Annotated in this window: 19 protein-coding genes; 12 read left to right on the top strand and 7 right to left on the bottom strand. The window is 64.5% G+C overall.

All coding sequences use genetic code 11. The annotated features are described in order from the left end of the window. Positions 1-80: 80 nt before the first annotated feature. Complete coding sequence (locus ACFE7H_RS01640; RefSeq protein WP_375399447.1) at positions 81-953, bottom strand: IclR family transcriptional regulator; 873 nt, start codon at positions 951-953, stop codon at positions 81-83. 201 nt (positions 954-1154) lie between these two features. Between ACFE7H_RS01640 and ACFE7H_RS01635 the strand changes: the two genes are divergently transcribed. The 9 genes from ACFE7H_RS01635 (at position 1155) to ACFE7H_RS01595 (ending at position 8942) form a co-directional block, all read left to right on the top strand. Further along, entirely contained in the window at positions 1155-1925 is a 771-nt protein-coding gene (locus ACFE7H_RS01635; protein WP_375399446.1) for an SDR family NAD(P)-dependent oxidoreductase, read from the top strand. 336 nt (positions 1926-2261) lie between these two features. Continuing rightward, positions 2262-3101: a sugar ABC transporter substrate-binding protein gene (locus tag ACFE7H_RS01630; protein WP_375399445.1), complete on the top strand. Its 840-nt coding sequence runs from the start codon at positions 2262-2264 to the stop codon at positions 3099-3101. Next, a complete protein-coding gene (locus ACFE7H_RS01625) occupies positions 3098-4630 on the top strand; it encodes a sugar ABC transporter ATP-binding protein (protein ID WP_375399444.1) in 1533 nt (510 codons plus the stop codon). Before ACFE7H_RS01630 ends, ACFE7H_RS01625 begins: the two co-directional genes overlap by 4 nt. Continuing rightward, complete coding sequence (locus tag ACFE7H_RS01620) at positions 4620-5651, top strand: ABC transporter permease (protein ID WP_375399443.1); 1032 nt, start codon at positions 4620-4622, stop codon at positions 5649-5651. Before ACFE7H_RS01625 ends, ACFE7H_RS01620 begins: the two co-directional genes overlap by 11 nt. Positions 5652-5699: 48 nt before the next feature. Beyond that, positions 5700-6473 (top strand): SDR family NAD(P)-dependent oxidoreductase, encoded by a 774-nt coding sequence (locus ACFE7H_RS01615; protein WP_375399442.1) that lies wholly within the window; start codon positions 5700-5702, stop codon positions 6471-6473. A gap of 64 nt (positions 6474-6537) precedes the next feature. Continuing rightward, positions 6538-7290, top strand: a complete 753-nt coding sequence (locus ACFE7H_RS01610) for an SDR family NAD(P)-dependent oxidoreductase (RefSeq protein ID WP_375399441.1) — start codon at positions 6538-6540, stop codon at positions 7288-7290. A 33-nt stretch (positions 7291-7323) separates the two neighbouring features. Next, positions 7324-7644 (top strand): putative quinol monooxygenase, encoded by a 321-nt coding sequence (locus ACFE7H_RS01605; RefSeq protein WP_375399440.1) that lies wholly within the window; start codon positions 7324-7326, stop codon positions 7642-7644. A 171-nt stretch (positions 7645-7815) separates the two neighbouring features. Beyond that, positions 7816-8631 (top strand): hypothetical protein, encoded by an 816-nt coding sequence (locus tag ACFE7H_RS01600; protein WP_375399439.1) that lies wholly within the window; start codon positions 7816-7818, stop codon positions 8629-8631. Between the two features lie 38 nt (positions 8632-8669). Continuing rightward, on the top strand, positions 8670-8942 hold the full coding sequence (locus tag ACFE7H_RS01595; RefSeq protein ID WP_375399438.1) for a hypothetical protein: 273 nt from the start codon (positions 8670-8672) through the stop codon (positions 8940-8942). A gap of 114 nt (positions 8943-9056) precedes the next feature. Here the strand turns inward: ACFE7H_RS01595 and ACFE7H_RS01590 are convergent, their stop codons facing one another. The 6 genes from ACFE7H_RS01590 to ACFE7H_RS01565 all read right to left on the bottom strand — a co-directional run bounded on the left by ACFE7H_RS01590 (position 9057) and on the right by ACFE7H_RS01565 (position 13966). After that, the gene (locus ACFE7H_RS01590) at positions 9057-10463 is read right to left on the bottom strand and encodes a DUF222 domain-containing protein (RefSeq protein ID WP_375399437.1); all 1407 of its coding nucleotides are present in this window, start codon (positions 10461-10463) and stop codon (positions 9057-9059) included. Between the two features lie 148 nt (positions 10464-10611). Next, positions 10612-11640, bottom strand: a complete 1029-nt coding sequence (locus ACFE7H_RS01585; protein WP_375399436.1) for a thiamine-phosphate kinase — start codon at positions 11638-11640, stop codon at positions 10612-10614. Further along, complete coding sequence (locus ACFE7H_RS01580; protein ID WP_375399435.1) at positions 11637-12176, bottom strand: DUF3515 family protein; 540 nt, start codon at positions 12174-12176, stop codon at positions 11637-11639. The genes ACFE7H_RS01585 and ACFE7H_RS01580 overlap by 4 nt, the downstream gene beginning before the upstream one ends. Continuing rightward, positions 12173-13327, bottom strand: a complete 1155-nt coding sequence (locus ACFE7H_RS01575) for a D-alanine--D-alanine ligase family protein (protein ID WP_375399434.1) — start codon at positions 13325-13327, stop codon at positions 12173-12175. Before ACFE7H_RS01575 ends, ACFE7H_RS01580 begins: the two co-directional genes overlap by 4 nt. A gap of 82 nt (positions 13328-13409) precedes the next feature. Beyond that, entirely contained in the window at positions 13410-13685 is a 276-nt protein-coding gene (locus ACFE7H_RS01570) for a type II toxin-antitoxin system RelE/ParE family toxin (protein ID WP_375399433.1), read from the bottom strand. Further along, positions 13682-13966, bottom strand: a complete 285-nt coding sequence (locus ACFE7H_RS01565; protein WP_375399432.1) for a type II toxin-antitoxin system Phd/YefM family antitoxin — start codon at positions 13964-13966, stop codon at positions 13682-13684. The genes ACFE7H_RS01570 and ACFE7H_RS01565 overlap by 4 nt, the downstream gene beginning before the upstream one ends. Before the next feature lie 98 nt (positions 13967-14064). Between ACFE7H_RS01565 and ACFE7H_RS01560 the strand changes: the two genes are divergently transcribed. The 3 genes from ACFE7H_RS01560 to ACFE7H_RS01550 all read left to right on the top strand — a co-directional run bounded on the left by ACFE7H_RS01560 (position 14065) and on the right by ACFE7H_RS01550 (position 16145). Further along, positions 14065-14223 (top strand): hypothetical protein, encoded by a 159-nt coding sequence (locus ACFE7H_RS01560; RefSeq protein WP_375399431.1) that lies wholly within the window; start codon positions 14065-14067, stop codon positions 14221-14223. Between the two features lie 94 nt (positions 14224-14317). After that, positions 14318-15415 carry a Fic family protein gene (locus ACFE7H_RS01555; protein ID WP_375399430.1) on the top strand — a complete coding sequence of 366 codons (1098 nt, stop codon included), beginning with the start codon at positions 14318-14320 and terminating at the stop codon, positions 15413-15415. Between the two features lie 88 nt (positions 15416-15503). Then, positions 15504-16145 carry an HAD family hydrolase gene (locus tag ACFE7H_RS01550; protein WP_375399429.1) on the top strand — a complete coding sequence of 214 codons (642 nt, stop codon included), beginning with the start codon at positions 15504-15506 and terminating at the stop codon, positions 16143-16145. The last annotated feature ends 54 nt before the right edge of the window (positions 16146-16199 follow it).

Below are 16199 nucleotides of genomic sequence, written 5' to 3'. Positions count from 1 at the left end.
TGACTCGACTTCATTGTCTGTCCTGCAGAAGAGCATTCTGCAAACTGTATGGCTCGCCCGACGACCCGTCAAGGACTCCCTCAGCCCAGCGCCTCGCCAAGACGTCTCGCCACCGGAAACAGTGCGTCAGCCATACCGCGAGCCGCTCGCGCGGGAAGGCGGGTCGCGGGAGCGGAGATGCTGAGCGCAAGCCGAAGCCCCGGGACGCTCGTCGGAATCGCGACCGACACGGACGCCACCCCCTCCTCGCTCTCCTCTCGATTGACGGCATACCCGATGCGCCTGGTGTTGGCCAATTGGCGCTCGAGTTCCGCCCGGTCGGAGATCGACTTCTCCGTGAGTGTCGCCAGTGTCGCCTCGGGATAGAGCCGGTGGAGCTCGGCCGGGGAGAGCTCGGCGAGCATCGCCTTGCCGATCGAAGTACAGTGCGCCGGCAGCGACTTGCCGAGCCGCGAGGCGACGCGAACCGCCTTGCGGCTCTCGATCCCGTCCATGAAGCGAACGTTCGGGCCCTCGAGCATCCCCAGGTGGATCGTCTCGTTGAGCGAGTCGTTCAGCTCCTGCAGAAAGGGCCGCCCGACCTGGTTGATGTTCATCCGTCCGATGACGGAGAACGCCACACCGGTCAAAGCCGGGCCGGGACCGTAGGCCTTGGTCTGAGAGTCCTGCCGGACGAATCCACGGTACTGCAGCATCGCAAGCACCCGATGCGCGGTGGAGGACGCCACGTCGAGGTACGCGCTGGCGTCAGTGAGGCGGATGTTCGGCTCCTCGCCGAGCAGCAGGATGAGCTTCAGGGCGTTGTCGACCGACTCGATCGGGTACTGCGGCAGGCCGAGTGGTTCAGGACCCACACCACCTGACGGCAAACTCTGCACAGCAGAAACATACGCTAACTGGCGAGATTTTTTAGGGCTGACATGGTTCAGGCCTTCAGCACCTCCGTCGCTCATCGCCCAGATCTCCTCGGACGGGTGCCGCCATCGTTCGGGTTGGTGGATCGGTGCGCCTCTTCCTCGTTTGAACACGCTTCTTGACTGAGAGGGTCACTCCTTCTACAGTGTGCAGAACAATCTTCTGCAGGACAGATTGTGCGGCCGCGTATCAGGACGACGACTTGGCCTGCGTGTCGAGAAACAGCGAAGGAGCTGAAGATGGCCAACCACGACCCTGAGGGCAAGGTCGCCGTCGTAACCGGTGCGGCTCAAGGCATCGGACGGGCGTATGCGACTCGTCTCGCCAAGGAGGGCTACACGGTTGCACTCGCCGATCTCGCCGACTCGGCCGACACTGCAACCGGGATTGCCGGATTCGACGGAGCGTCGGCGTCGTTCATCGTCGACGTCAGTGACCCGGGCAGTGTCGCTGACCTCGGCAAGGATGTGCTTTCGACTCTCGGTCGCTGCGACATCCTCATCAACAACGCCGGCATCTACCCCTTCCAGACCTGGGACGAGATCGAGTTCTCAGACTGGCGGAAGGTCCTGTCCGTGAACCTCGATTCGATGTTCCTCACCGCTAAGGCCTTTACGCCGGGTATGCGCGAGCGGAACTGGGGCCGTGTCGTGAACCAAGCCTCCGATGTATTCGGAATCGTTATCAGCGGCGTCACCCACTACACGGCCTCCAAAGGCGGCGTAATCGGACTCACGCGCGCGCTTGCGACGGAGTTGGGACCGCAGGGCGTGACCGTCAACGCGATCGCACCGGGGCTCACTCGAACGCCCGGAACTATGTCCCGTCAAGCCGATCCAACGTCGCTCGAGGACCCCGAGGAGATGGTCCAGTTCGCTCGGGGGCAGGCGATTCCTCGCGTTGAACGGCCGGAAGATCTTGCCGGAGTTATGGCTTTCTTGGTCTCCGAGGACGCCGCGTTCGTAACTGGACAGACCATTTGGGTCGATGGCGGACTAGTCCGCGCCTAGTAGACGGATCCGGTGCGTTCCTCCGGCCTGTCCGGGTACACATCGGTCTATGGCAATCAATCCCCGTCGCGTCGCAAGATATAGCTCGTTACAAATTCTCGAGTCAAAGATGATTGGACAACAGTGAAAAGATCTGTCCGCGGAGCGGTTATACTCACTGCTTCGGCTCTACTCGTATCCTCTCTTGCTGCATGCAGCACCGATGGGCCGAGTGCTCAGCCATCGTCGAGCACCTCAGCAAGTGCGCCGAAACTGACTTACGACGGCGTCGAAGCAGGTCTGCCCACCTCCTACACCGGAGTGTCGACGCCGCCGACGGGTTTCACGGTCGGCTACATGAACATCTACTCGGCGATCCCTTCGCTGCAAGCCGGCGAGGCAGCCGCGAAGGCCGAGGTGCTGAAACACAGCGGAAAGTTCATCTCGAAGGACGACCAGCTCGACGTCACCACGCAGGTGAACAACTGCAACCAGCTCATCGCGCAGAAGGTCAACGCGATCCTTCTCTACCCGCTTGATCCGAACTCGCTGGCTCCGTGCTTCAAAGCGGCGGCCGCGGCCCAAATCGTTGTGATACCGCAGAACGCGCCCGTCGCCGCGGATCAGCCCCTCATCGCAACGCTGCGTACGGACATCGTGCAAGGCTTTGACCACGACGCCTTCCTCCGTGCTCAGGCGGTCGCGAACGCAGACCCGGGTAGTCCGTATGCCATCATCGGACTCGCGGCTCCGGTCGCTGGTCTGACGTACTTCGCAAAGCGGCAGAAGTACTGGGCCGACAAATTTGGGCTCAAGTTCCTGGGCGAGGTCGACGCACAATCTGACAACGCAGCGGGTGCGTCGGCAGCCGCGGGATCACTCCTTGCGAAATATCCAACAGTGAAAACAATTTTCGCCTACAACGACAACACCGGCCTTGCCGCTTCGTCCACCGCTCGAGGGTCTTCACGTACGGACGTGCGGATCGTAGCGAGCGACGGACAGCCGGCGGCGATCGCCGGGGTGAAGAGCGGCGTGTTATGGGGTGTGACGCAGATCGACTTCAAGGCGATAGGTACGAATCAGGCGGATGCGGCGATGGTGCTCATCGGTAGTCCGAAGGCAAAGGTACCGCCCTTCGTCACTACCCCGATGAAGTTCATCACGAAATCAAACGTCTCGTCGGCATCCCAGTGACGGTCGAGACGGTTGTCCCTCCTCTACTGAACCTGGAGGGAATCAGCAAGCGTTTCGGGGGTATCCGCGCCCTGCGGGACGGTCGACTTAGGATTGACCGCCCTGGAACCGTCCATGGATTAATCGGCGAAAATGGATCGGGTAAGTCCACGATCCTCGGCGTCCTTTCTGGACAGGTGCGGCCTGACGAAGGATCGTTGCAGGTCGACGGGAAGCCCGTGAATTTCTTGTCGCCGGTCGATGCGCTGCGCACCGGCATCGCGATGGTGTCGCAGGAGACCGCACTAGCACCGATGCTCTCAGTGACCGAGAACATCCTGCTCGGACATCGCCTCGTCAGAGGACGGACCGGTATCGATTGGCCCCGTTCGCACGAACGAGCAAGCTCGATTCTCGACCGACTCGGACTGGACTACGATCCGCGTGCCCTGGTCGGCACGCTTCGTCCGGATCGTCGCCAGATGGTGGAGATCGCGCGGGCGCTCTCCATGGACTCACGCGTCCTCATTCTCGATGAGCCCACCAGTTCCCTCAGCGAGGACGGGGTCAGCGCGATCTTCCAGGTGATCAGGAACCTCAGCACAGGCGGGGTGTCGACGATCCTCGTCACGCATCGCCTCAGTGAGCTATTCGAGATCTGCGACGACCTCACCGTGCTGCGGGACGGCCGCACGGTTGCAAGCGGGGCGGCACGGTCGTTCAACGCCGACACGCTGGTGGCCGCAATGGTGGGCGATTCGAGGGCGGCCGAGCGTGTTCCGCGCGGTAAATCTTCCGGTCGAAACGGACAGCGCCACGCGGATCCCGTACTGAAGCTCAGTGCTGTCTCGTCCGCACCGGACCTTCACAACGTCGACCTCTCTCTCTACCGTGGCGAGATCGTCGGATTGGCGGGGCTGGTCGGCGCTGGACGCAGCGACCTCCTTGAAGCGGTGTTCGGTTCGAGGGGCCGGTCGGGAACGGTCCTCATCGATGGGATCCCGCTGGCGTCCGATCATCCATCGTCGTCGATAAGCCGCGGTATCGGATATGTGCCTCCCGATCGGAAGACCGGGGGCGTAATACTCGGCATGTCCGTCTTCGACAATCTGATGATGGTCGCCGGGAGCTCGCGATTCCGTGGCTCACCTCCGCGCACAAGTCGCGACGTGGTGGCGACCCGTCGGGTCTCAGAGAGCGTGCGGATACGCGCGAACGGGGCCAACGTGCCCGTTGGCACCCTCAGCGGTGGTAACCAGCAGAAGGTCGCTCTCGGCAAATGGCTGGTCAACCCTCCGAAAGTACTGCTACTCGACGAGCCGAGTCGAGGCGTCGACGTCGCCGCGAAGGCGGAGATCCACCAAATCCTTACTGAGCTGGCCGACCGAGGCGTAGCTCTGCTGGTGAGTTCATCTGAGAACGACGAACTACTCACGATCTGCGACCGGATCGCGGTCATGCTCCACGGCCGAATCGTCGCTGAGGTACTGAGGGACGAGGCCGACGAAGCATTGCTCTCCGGTCTAGCGGGAGGTCACCTTGACCACTGAAGTATCTTCTCGGCCATCCGCCTGGACGACGATTTGGCGAGGGTCCCGGCCCTTCCGGCCCGTCCTGTTCGTCCTGGTTATCGTCTTCGTCGTCCTGGCAGTCACACAGCCAGCATTTGCGACCACCGCTAATCTGCAGAATCTGCTGACGGCGGTGTCGGTTCTCTGGATTGTATCCATGGGGATGACCCTGGTGCTGATCACCGCTGGCGCCGACCTCTCCGTTGCGCCAGTCGGTGCGCTCATTGGAATATTGCTCGCAAAGCTAATTGGTGCCGGCGTCCCGGCGTGGCTGGGAATTATCGTCAGTTTAGTCGCCGGCTCCGCTATCGGTGCCTTCATCAACGGCGTGCTCATCGGTCGACTCGGCGTTTCGTTCTTCGTCGTGACCTTGGCAACCATGACTGGATTCACAGGTATCGTGAATCTCTGGTCGAATACCGAGTCAATTCCAGTTAACTCACCCGCTATCCTCGACCTAGCAGTCACCCGGTTTCTTGGGCTCTCTGGGCCTGTCTACATCATGATCATTCTATTCGCCGTGACTTTGTTTATCCAGCAACGCACGTTCTTCGGCCGGGACGTCTACGCCGTCGGGGGCAGTCTCACCGCTGCTCGCCTCTCAGGTATCCGAGTTCCACGCACCATCATGCTGGTATATGGCTTCTCGGGCTTCTGTGCCGCGATCGGCGGCATCGTCGCTATCTCACGTATTGGCGTCGCCTCGCCGCAGGTGGATAATAACCTCCCACTACAGGCCATAGCCGCAGTACTCCTAGGGGGAACTTTACTCAGCGGAGGTGTTGGCGGCGTGATCGGCACCGCGATGGGTGTCCTGTTCATCGGAGTGCTATCGAACGGGCTCAGTATCTCAGGCGTGCCGAGCTTCTGGCAGCAGATTGTAACCGGAGTAATCCTCATAGTCGCCGTGCTTGGCGATCGAATAGGGCTAACCCGGCGTTCGCGGTCGACGCCTGAGTCGTCGACCGCACAACCGGCCAAGGCGAATATTAGCAAATAACATCACCACTCTCACCATCAGATCGCACGAACGAAGGAATGTGAACACATGCGCGGGCTCCAGGAAAAAGTCATCATCGTCGCCGGCGGGGCTACCGGCATAGGGGCCGCAGTCGCCGAACGACTCGCGGAGGAGGGCGCTGAAGTCGTTATTGGCGATGTGAATATCACAAGGGCCGAACAGACGGCGGCAACTCTTCGGGACCTAGGAGGGGAGGTGACCGCTCTCGAGTTCGACATCACGAATGAGGAGTCGGTACGTGACCTCGTCGAAACTGTGATCACTCGACACGGTCGACTGGACGGACTTCACGCAAATGCCGCCGACCTGAGCGCAGCCACGTTCGGCGCCGACGACAACGCCGTGAACGTGCCGATCGCGGTCTGGGATCGAACGCTCGACGTCGCGCTGAAAGGTCACCTTTACTTGGTTCGGCACGCAGTTCCGAAGATGATTGCGGGCGGTGGTGGCGCAATCGTGCACACCTCGTCAACCGCCGCGTTCATGGGCGAGCCACTGCACGTCGCTTATGGCGTCGCAAAATCGGGCGTTACCGCTCTGATGCGGCACACCTCAGCTCGGTGGGGTAAAGAAGGTATTCGCTCTAATGCTGTAGCGCCGGGTCTTACGCGGACCGAGGTCGTCCTGGCGGAGGCTGCCGAGCGTCCGGAGTGGCACGAGCAGGTACGGGATTCTATCCACGCGACCCGACTCGGCCTCCCATCGGATATCGCCTCCGCGGTTTCTTTCCTGCTGTCCGACGACGCGTCCTGGATTACTGGCCAGGTTTACAGCATCGACGGCGGTCAGCTCCTGCGCTAGACGACGCTGGACATCTGAGGAGGGGAGCACGGCTTTGGAGCTTGGCCTTGAGGGCAAAGTCGTCATGGTGACCGGCGCCGGGCAAGGAATCGGCCTGGCTATTGCTCGCGCGTTCGCTGCGGAAGGAGCCCAGGTGGTCGGGGGCGACCTGCGCACCGCGGCGATCGATGCCATCGAAGCCCGCCGCTCACCCCTTGCCTCGGTAGTGGACTTCTCAGATGCCGACCAGATTGAGGCGTGGGTTGAGGGCACGGTGTCGGCGCTCGGTGTGATCGACGTACTAGTTAATAACGTCGGTCTTGCGCCGTACCGCGCAGGATTCCTCAGTGTCACGGACGCCGAATGGATGAGGCTGATGGACATCAACTTCTTCGCCATGGTAAGGACGACCCGTTCAGTGCTCCCGCATATGGCGGCAAAGGGACGAGGTGCGATCGTTAGTATCGCCAGCGATGCCGGTCGGCAGCCGGACCCCTTCTTCGTCGATTACGCAGTGACAAAGTCTGCGGTCCTCAGTCTATCGAAAAGTCTTTCCATCGAATTTGGTCCATCGGGAATCAGGTCGAATTGTATTTCACCGGGACCGACGGCGACCCCCGCGATGGACGACTTTCTGACCAGCATGTCGGCCGAGGTGGGAAAAACTTTTGAGGACACCAAGACCTACTTCGCGCGAGATTTGCGCCAACTACCCCTCGGACGTATGAACGAGCCCGAAGACGTGGCTGCGGTGGCGGTATTCCTCGCCTCGGATTCTGCTCGGCAGATTACCGGAGCCGCTTATTCGGTCGACGCCGGCTCTCATCGGTACGTCTAAGCCTTGATCAGCAGGACACTCATGGAGGATCATATGCAGCACCTCGCCAAGTTCGTCTACCTCAAAGTACGTCCCGAAAAAAAGACGGACTTCATGCAGCTACTCGAGGTGAATCGACTGCACACACAGAACGAGCCTGGCACGCTCGAGTGGACCCTGATGTCGGTTGAGGGCGAACCCGACAGCGTCGCGATGTTCGAAACCTACGACGGCCAGCAGGGATCGGATGAACATGACAAGTCGCCCGCGCTCGCGGCCGTGCTCGCGGCTCTTGGCGATAGCGTCGAGTCGGAGCCGGTCATCATGAACCTCGTAGTCGACCGTTACAAGCTGGATGACCCGCCCGAGCGCTGAGTCGCCGGGCGGACACTGTGATCTGCCCTACGGCGATCTCAGTCGGACCTCTGCTTGCGTGACGTGTCTGACCTCTGCTCGAAGGTCAGTGTCGCTACCTAGCAGAGTGCTATTCTGCGTATAAGAATAGTCGTAGAGCGACGACGGAGGGAAGGCGCGGTGGCTCAGATCGTGGCCGGGATCGGTGTTCCGCACACCCCCGCATTTGCATCGAATGTCCGAGTTGGCGATGAGTCGGACGAGACGGCACGGTGCTATCGAGGGATCGCCGATCAACTCTCCGCCGCGCATGCGGACGTCCTGGTGATGTTCTCCACCGACCACCTGAACACGTTCTTCTTCGATAACTTCCCGACCCTCAGCGTCGGAGTCGCCCCGTCGACGAGCGGTCCGAACGATGGGACCCCGGGCCTCAAGCACGTCGACCTCGCTGTGCATGAGGCACTCGCCGAGCACATCCGGGTGTCGTCGATCCTCGCCGGGTTCGATATCTCGCTCACTCAGGAGTTCACACTCGACCACTCCTGGCTGGTACCGCTGCAGTTCTTCGGCCCCGCCGCCGACATGCCCATCGTCCCGGTCTTCGTCAACGGGCACATCCCACCGCTGCCCTCCGCGCGACGGGCGTGGGCCCTCGGCGAGGCCGTTGGAGCTGCAATCAGGCGATGGCCCGAAGACCTGCGCGTGGTCGTACTCGGGAGCGGCAGTTTTTCCCTCGATGTAGGCGGCCATTTCATTGAGCCCAAGAAGATCTTCGGCGTTCCGGACCCCGCTTGGGCCGAACAGGTGCACTTGCTTCTGGCAGCCGGTGACCATGAACGATTACTGAGCGTTGCGACACGCGCGCGCATGGCCGCCGCTGGGAACGTCGGCGGTGAGCTGCTGAACTGGCTGGCGATGATCGCTGCGATCGGTGGCGGCACGCCGACCACGCTGGACATGCAACCGCAGTTCGGGCACGGCTATGGGTTCTGGAGTCTCGCATGAGCGCGTACCAGGTTGGAAAGTTCTGCCGCGCCTGTCTTATGGATGAGCGCGTTCGCAACGTCGCGCAGAGGGATCCTGAGGCGGCACTCGACGAGTTCGACTTGACGGCAACGGAGCGGACGCTGCTGCTCGCCGGTGAGGTCGGCAAGCTGTCCCTCGCGGGTAGCAACGCGTTCCTGCTGTCCTACCTGCCGCGCTGGAACCTGTTCGGTCTCGATGTCGACCTGTACAGCGAGCGCATGCGGGCGGTCGCAGGGTCCGTGGTCCCGCTCAACCACGAGACCGACGAACTCGGACTGCTTCCGGACTAATAGGACGCTTGCGCGGTGCGCTGGGACGCACCTCGAGCTCTGTCCTGCATCCGGTGTGGAGCCTGTCTCAGAACGCCTCGCGAAGAGTCTCGACAGCGGACGAGCGGGCTGGTGCTACATCCGCTTCGGCGGTCCGCCGCGCACGTGGTCGATGGGGTGTCGTTGCATGCGGTGTCGGGGTAGTGGCGGCCCGCGCCAGCCCTTCGGTACCAGGTGCGGTCGCTTCGCGTGGAGCCGGATCTCGTGCCGGTCGGTGTTGTGGATCAGATGATGGTGGTGGCTGCACAGCAGTACCCCGTTGTCGATGTCGGTGGGTCCCTGATCGCGGTGCCACCAGGCGATGTGGTGCGCGTCGGTCCACGCGACCGGGGCGGTGCAGCCGGGCCACGCGCAGCCGCCGTCGCGTGCGGCGAGGGCTTTCTTCTGTGCGGGCGTGAACAGGCGGTTCGAGAGCCCCAGGTAGAGCGCCTCACCCTGCTCCCCGGTGATCAGCAGTCGTGTGCGTCCGTCGCAGGCGATCCGTTCCACGGTAGGGACGGGGAGTCGGGTGAGGATCCCCTCCGGCCAGCCACCACCAGAACGCTCGTCCAGGTCGGTGGCGGTGACGTGGACGACGACCTCGTGAACGGCCTTCGTCCCGACGGTCCCGTCGTGTTCGGCCTGGACTCCTGCGGTGATGATGGCGGCGAAGGTGTCGAAGTCGTATTGCGTCGTGGTCCGCTGGTCCCCGTCGGTTTCCCGCCAGGTGGACTCCAGATCCTCGGCGTCCTCACCGCCGGGAGGCTGGTACGTCATCCGCACCCCACGCCGGTGTGCTTGTAACGCTTCCCGGAGGAGTGCGGCCACTTCCGGGGTCGCGCGTCCGGTGAACGACGTCAATCCATCCACCCCGAGGCGTCCGAGCCGGAACGCACGTTTCTGTCGTCGGGCTTCGTCAGCGGGTTCAGTACCGTCCGGATCGAGGTACTCCGCCCACGTCGCGGTCTGCACATGCAGCAGGTCCGGTGTAAGGATCCCGGCGGCTTCAGCCAGTTGGGCTTCCGCGATCTCCAGGTTGTCGATCGTGGTCCGCTTCCTGACGGAGTTCAGGGTCTCCACCACCAGCCGGGCGGCTTCGACACCCACCTCACCCGCGTTCACCGCGGCGGTCATCACCGGGTACCGGCCGGGCAGCTCATCGCCGGTCAGGCCGAGGCGGGGCATTAGGGCGGTGCCGACCCCGATCCGACGCTTCGCTTCCTTCGTCCCGATCCGGGCGACCGTGGAGACCAGGTCCGCGCCATCGCGGGCGTCGTACTGCTCGGCGAGACCATTCGGGCTCAACTGCACCCGGGACCGCCACTCCACCTCCGCGGCGGCACGGACCCGGCGGGCATCGACGACCCGACCGATCGCCTCCCACCCCTCCACCGCAGCAAGCACCTCGCCATCCGTCGCAGTCCGCGGCAGGACGGGTGCAGCGAGCACCGCAGCGAACGCGCCGTCCAGCGCTTCGCGGGTCGCGGCTGCTGCGGTGTGCATACCTGCACTCAACCACCCACCACCGACACTCCCTCCGGGACTGAGATCCGTCCTCAATCAGCGGAATCGCACCTCAGCGACCGGCGCGTCGACTCCTCCACAACGGCCCTCAGTGCGGGGTTGGACACAGGGCAAGACGCAGTACCAGTCAGGCTGTGAAGGAGTCCCAGCCGGCACGGCCGGAAGGCGGTGTAACACCGTCGATCCGCACCTCGGGCTCCCCCGCACGAACAACACCCAGCAGGCGGAATCCGCCGGGCAGCGTCGCCTCCGCAGGGAAGCAGGCGAGCAGGCCGTGGTCCTCGCCGCCGGCCAGGACGAACCGCATCGGCTCTTCGCCCAGATCCGGGAGCGCAGCGGCGACGGCCGACGCGTGCTCCGATAAGGCGGTCGCATCCAGATCGAGTACCACGCCGCTCGCCCGCGCGATCCGTCCGGCGTCGATCAGCAGGCCGTCGGAGACGTCGAGCATCGCGGTCGCTCCGGCCAGGGCTGCGCGCGGGCCGTCCCCGATCGGCGGGCGAGGAGCGAGCTGGGCCGCGAGCGCGTCCGGGTTCTCGGCACGAAGGGCGGCAGCCGATGCGACGTCGGGGTTCCCGTCCTCATCGACAGCCCGCGCGAAGAGCAGGTGCAGCGCGGCGCCGGCCAGGCCGAGCCGGCCCGAATAGGCCAGCACGTCGCCCGCCCGCGCCCCGTCACGGCGGATCGGCTCGCGGCCCTGCAACGACCCGACGGCGGTGACCGCGATCGTGAAGACCGGCGAGACGGTCAGGTCGCCGCCGACCACACCGCACTCCGGAGCCAGGTCCCGGCAGGCCGCCGCAACCCCGTCCGCGAACGCCTCCAGATCCGGCACCGGCGTCGGCGCGGGAACGGCGAGCGCGATCATCAGGGCGACCGGAACCGCGCCCATCGCGGCGATGTCCGAGAAGTTCGTCGCCACCGCCTTGCGGCCGAGATCCTCCGGGGTCGACCACGCAGTGCGAAAGTCCGGCCCTTCCACCATCACGTCGGTGGTCAGCACCGCGCGGCCGTCGGCGACCGCGAGCACCGCGGCGTCATCGCCCGGCCCCAGCACGGTCGCGACGCCGGTCGGCAGGCGCGGGATGATCCGGGCGAGCGCCGCCCGCTCCCCCACGGCTCCGACCGAGTCCGTCGAGATCCGAGCAGCGCTCACGGCGTCGGGGCCGGAGTCGGCGTCGGAGCCGGAGTCGGAGTCGCCGGGTCGGCCGCCACGCAGCGGGCCGTCTGCGTCGGGATGGCGGACTTGATCGCATCGGAGATCGGTGGGAGTGCGACGCTGCTGCCGATCCTCGCGGTGTCGATGACCAGTTGCACGGCAGGGGTGCGCCCGAAGGTGGTGACGACGTACTGCTGCGTCCCAGGGACGGGACGGGCGAGCCAGTCCACGCCCCCGAACTCGAGGCACTGGTCCGTTGTCGCGCCGGGCGGGGTCACTCCGCAGCGCAGCACCACGCTCGGCGGATTCCCGGTCCCCCAGGCCGCCGTGCCCTGCTGATCGGTCAGCCGCTTCGCCGCCGAGCCGACCGTCGCCGGCAGCCGGACGCTGATCGCGGCGCAGCCCTTGGCGGTCTGATGGGGCGCGGTCGGCAGGCTGACCGTCGGTGCACACGCGGTCAGCAGCAGCAGAGACGCGACGGCGAGCGGAGCGAGCAGCAGACGGCGCAGACGGCGGTGCGGCGGCCGGATCACAGCAGCGCGAGGCGGATCAGGGTGTCGATCAGCTCGGGATAGCCGACCCCCGACTGCTGCCAGCACCGCGGAAACATCGACACCGGAGTGAAGCCCGGCATCGTGTTGATCTCGTTGACGACGAATCCGGACTCGGTGAGGAAGACGTCCACGCGCGCCAGCCCGCGCCCGTCGATCGCCTGGAACGCTCGCGCAGCGATGCGCTGCAACTCCGCGTGCTCGCGGTCGGTGAGCGACGCGGGGCACACCAGGTCGACGCCGGGAGCGTCCAGGTATTTGGCGTCGAAGTCGTAGAAATCGCGTCCGGTGACCACGATCTCGCCGGCGACGGAGATCCGCGGTGCGCCGCCGGCCAGGTCGCCGAGCACCCCGCACTCGATCTCGCGCCCCACCATCTGCCGCTCCACGAGCACCCGGGAGTCCTCGGCGAACGCCACGTCGAGGGCTGCGTCCAACCCCTCCTCCCCCGTCACCCGCGTCACGCCGACCGACGATCCCGCACGAGCCGGCTTGACGAACACGGGGTACCCCAGCCCCTCCACCCGGCGGCGCAGATAGGCGGAGTCGCCGGTGCGGTCCGTGGGGCCGAGCGTGACCCAGGGCGCGACCGGCACGCCGGCGGCTTCCAGCAGCGTCTTCGTGAAGTGCTTGTCCATGCCGAGGGCGGAGGCGAGCACCCCGTTGCCGACATAGGGGACGCCGATCAGCTCGAACATGCCCTGAATCGTGCCGTCCTCACCGAATGGTCCATGCAGTATGGGGAATGCAACATCGACCGACCCGAGCGAGCGCCGCGACCCGTCCGGCGCCTCGAGCATGAGCTCCCGCTCGGCGATCGAGGCGGGCCAGCGTACCCGCGACCCGTCGTCGCGAACCTCGGGCAGGGCGGCCGGATCGAGCGCGAACGCCGCCGGGTCGTCGCGCTCCAGCACGAACGCCCCCTCGCGCGTCACACCGATCGGCACCACCTCGTACCGGTCGCGGTCGATCGCCGACAGCACACCCCCAGCGGTGGCGCAGCTGATCGCATGCTCACTGGACCGCCCGCCGAAGACCAGCGCGACGCGGATGCGGCGCCGACTCGGCTCGCCGGACACTCCGCTGCCGCCATCCGGGCCGCCGGCGGTGGACTCCGTGTCGGGCGCGCTCATCGCTGACGAGCGTACCGAGGCGACGACGCGTGAGTCTCGACACCGAGACCACCAGGCGGGATCATTCGACCCTCCGGCCGGTTCAAGAACCGCGGTAGGCGTCTCGGCGGTGCATAATCCGGACGACTGCGATCAGCAGGACCCGCTCTTCGATGCGGTACACCACGCGGTACTCACCGCGTCGAGCCGAGTACAGCGGGAAGAGCGGCTCGCGAAGCTGCTTCCCCACCCGCTGCGGATTGGCCCGTAGCGCGCCGTCGATGAACTCCCACGCCGCGGCGGCCACCGCCTCCGGCAGGTCACGCTCCAGCGCACGGGCTGCCGAGGACGAGAGTCGGATTTCGTACGGACCGGTCACTGCCGGAGGCGTCCGGCGGCCTTCATCCGCTCACGCATCTCATCGCTGGACACGGTGTCGCCTGACGCGAACTCGCCGAGGGCGCGGCGCACGTCGCGCACCGTATCCGGGTCCGACAACACCTCGATCGTCTCGATCAGCGCGTCGTAGTCGTCCGCACCGAGGATCACTGCGGCGCGCGCACCGTTCCTCGTGACTTCGAACCGCTCGTGCGTCGTGGAAGCGGATTCCACGAGCTTCGAGAACCCGGCGCGGGCATCCGCGGTTGACAACGTGGTCATGTACAGAATTCTAGCGCACTACCGGCGACCCCGACGGAGGGACATCAAGCCTCGGTTCCGGCTGGTCTACTGGCTCCGGTCGAGCAGCCTTCAGGGTCGTGGCGGTCCAACCCATCGCGGTCGGCCGTCGCGAGGGGCTCGACGCATACCTCCGCGCCGCACGCAATCTGGGGCGCGACCCGACGGCGGCCGACATCGAAGCGAGCAGCGGCGAGGAGCGCCAGACGCTGGCTGCCCTCACGTTCCACCGGCCCTGAACAGAGGGCGCAGGTCGCGCCAAGAAGATTTACAACACTTCCACCGGTTGTAAACAAATGACCCAAAAGTTTACATGGTCGGTATCCTCGCGGAGTGGGGATCTGGTGGCCGGAGCAGCCGTACAACGCGCTTCCCGCATTGCCCCCACCCGTCGACCTCGAGTCGAAGCGGGTACTGAAAGCGACGATCGCGGCACGCGCCGAACTCGCTCGGTTGGACGAGGCGGCACGAGCCCTGCCGGACCCGACGGTGCTCATCAACGCGATCCCACTGCTCGAGGCGCAAGCGAGTTCCGAGATCGAGAACGTCGTCACGACGACCGATGAGCTATTCCGGTGGGCGGAGGACGAGCAAGGCGCGACGAATCCCGCGACCCGCGAAGCACTCCGATATCGGTCGGCGCTCCGTGCAGGCTTCGATACTGTCCGGGAGCGCCCGCTCAGCGCGTCGACGACGGTCGACATCTGTTCCAGGATCCAGGGGTACCAGAGCGACTTCCGATCCGGACCAGGAACATTCATCGGCAGCCAGGGCGGTCGGCGGGTGTACACGCCGCCCGAGGGTCGAGAGGTCATCGTCGCGATGCTCCGGGCATGGGAACACTTCATCCACTCCGAGAGCGACCTCGACCCGATCGTCGTCATGGCGATCACGCATTATCAGTTCGAGGCGATCCACCCGTTTTCGGACGGCAACGGCCGGACCGGCCGGATTCTCAACGTGCTCCTGCTCGTGTCCAGCGGATTGCTCTCGCTGCCGATTCTGTACCTGTCGCGCTACATCATTCGGACGAAGCAGCAGTACTACGACCTGCTCCTTGCGGTCACTCGGGACGGCGCCTGGGAGGACTGGCTGGTCTACATCCTCGAGGGTGTCCGACAGACCACGCTCTTCACCCTGACGAAGATCGGGGCGATCCGTGTGCTGCAATCAGTGGTGCATGACGAGATCGCCGCCGCCCTCCCCCGCGGTGTCGACGCCGACCTGTTGGCGGTCCTGTTCGAGCAGCCGTATCTGCGGATCCGAACAGTCGTGGAACGGTGCAGGGTGTCGCGGCCGACCGCCACGAAATGGCTGGAGGCGTTGGTAGAAGCCCGTGTGCTGGACCAGGTCGTGGTCGGCCGAGACCGCCTCTTCGTCAACACCCGATTCCTCGACATCCTGTTCGAGGACGAGGAGGACAAGTCGTGACCGAAGCTTTCTTCACCGATTGACGGATGCGATGCGTACGTCACGGACTTGTCTGAACGTGAAAGAGTCTGAGGAACCTGGATCCGATGTGATCTTATTCGATCTTGGCGGCGTGTTGATGAACTTCGTCGGGCTGAGTCGACTTGCCGAACTGACAGGCGAGAACGACGACGCAGCATTGCAATCTAGGTGGGTTGCATCCAGATGGGTACAAGCTTTTGAACGGGGTACGTGCGATGCCTATACGTTCGGCGAAGGTATCGTGCGCGACTGGGGACTCACACTGACGGTAAGCGAGTTTGTGGACGACTTCACGCGATGGCCCGCGGGCCCCTTCGAGGGATCGGTCGAGCTGATTCGAACTCTTCATGGCACCATCCCGATGGGATGCCTCAGTAACACGAATTCCGTTCACTGGCAACGGCATCGAGACCGTTGGGGCATTGTCGGTTACTTCGACTGGACATTCGTGTCGCATGAACTGGGGATGATGAAGCCGGATCCTGAGATGTTTCATCACGCTATCCGTGCCGTCGGTACCACTGCCGACAGAATCGTCTTCCTGGACGACTCCTACGAACATGTCCAAGCGGCGAGGAAGTTGGGAATTCGCGCAGAGCAGACCCGGGGTGTGTGCGAGGTGCGGGACGCACTGATATCACTTCTTCCCGTCGACTCATGTGCTGGCCGCGCACTCCGACCTGAGTCGTCGCGGCTCTCGGGGACCTGATTGAGGTGCGAGCTCGACACCTCGGAGCATCGTTCGCCGACGCGGAGGTGCTCT

It is taken from the genome of uncultured Amnibacterium sp., from assembly GCF_964250715.1.
In the GTDB taxonomy this organism is placed as follows: Bacteria; Actinomycetota; Actinomycetes; order Actinomycetales; family Microbacteriaceae; genus Amnibacterium.
Note: the sequence above shows the minus strand (reverse complement) of the source record. Positions and strands in the feature narration are given on the sequence as shown.

What these genes read in the sequence shown, in the direction of transcription:
- ACFE7H_RS01640 (WP_375399447.1), bottom strand. Translation starts at nt 953, where the DNA reads ATGAGCGACGGAGGTGCTGAAGGCCTGAACCATGTCAGCCCTAAAAAA.
- ACFE7H_RS01635 (WP_375399446.1), top strand. Translation starts at nt 1,155, where the DNA reads ATGGCCAACCACGACCCTGAGGGCAAGGTCGCCGTCGTAACCGGTGCG.
- ACFE7H_RS01630 (WP_375399445.1), top strand. Translation starts at nt 2,262, where the DNA reads ATGAACATCTACTCGGCGATCCCTTCGCTGCAAGCCGGCGAGGCAGCC.
- ACFE7H_RS01615 (WP_375399442.1), top strand. Translation starts at nt 5,700, where the DNA reads ATGCGCGGGCTCCAGGAAAAAGTCATCATCGTCGCCGGCGGGGCTACC.
- ACFE7H_RS01610 (WP_375399441.1), top strand. Translation starts at nt 6,538, where the DNA reads ATGGTGACCGGCGCCGGGCAAGGAATCGGCCTGGCTATTGCTCGCGCG.
- ACFE7H_RS01605 (WP_375399440.1), top strand. Translation starts at nt 7,324, where the DNA reads ATGCAGCACCTCGCCAAGTTCGTCTACCTCAAAGTACGTCCCGAAAAA.
- ACFE7H_RS01595 (WP_375399438.1), top strand. Translation starts at nt 8,670, where the DNA reads ATGGATGAGCGCGTTCGCAACGTCGCGCAGAGGGATCCTGAGGCGGCA.
- ACFE7H_RS01590 (WP_375399437.1), bottom strand. Translation starts at nt 10,463, where the DNA reads ATGCACACCGCAGCAGCCGCGACCCGCGAAGCGCTGGACGGCGCGTTC.
- ACFE7H_RS01575 (WP_375399434.1), bottom strand. Translation starts at nt 13,327, where the DNA reads ATGAGCGCGCCCGACACGGAGTCCACCGCCGGCGGCCCGGATGGCGGC.
- ACFE7H_RS01565 (WP_375399432.1), bottom strand. Translation starts at nt 13,966, where the DNA reads ATGACCACGTTGTCAACCGCGGATGCCCGCGCCGGGTTCTCGAAGCTC.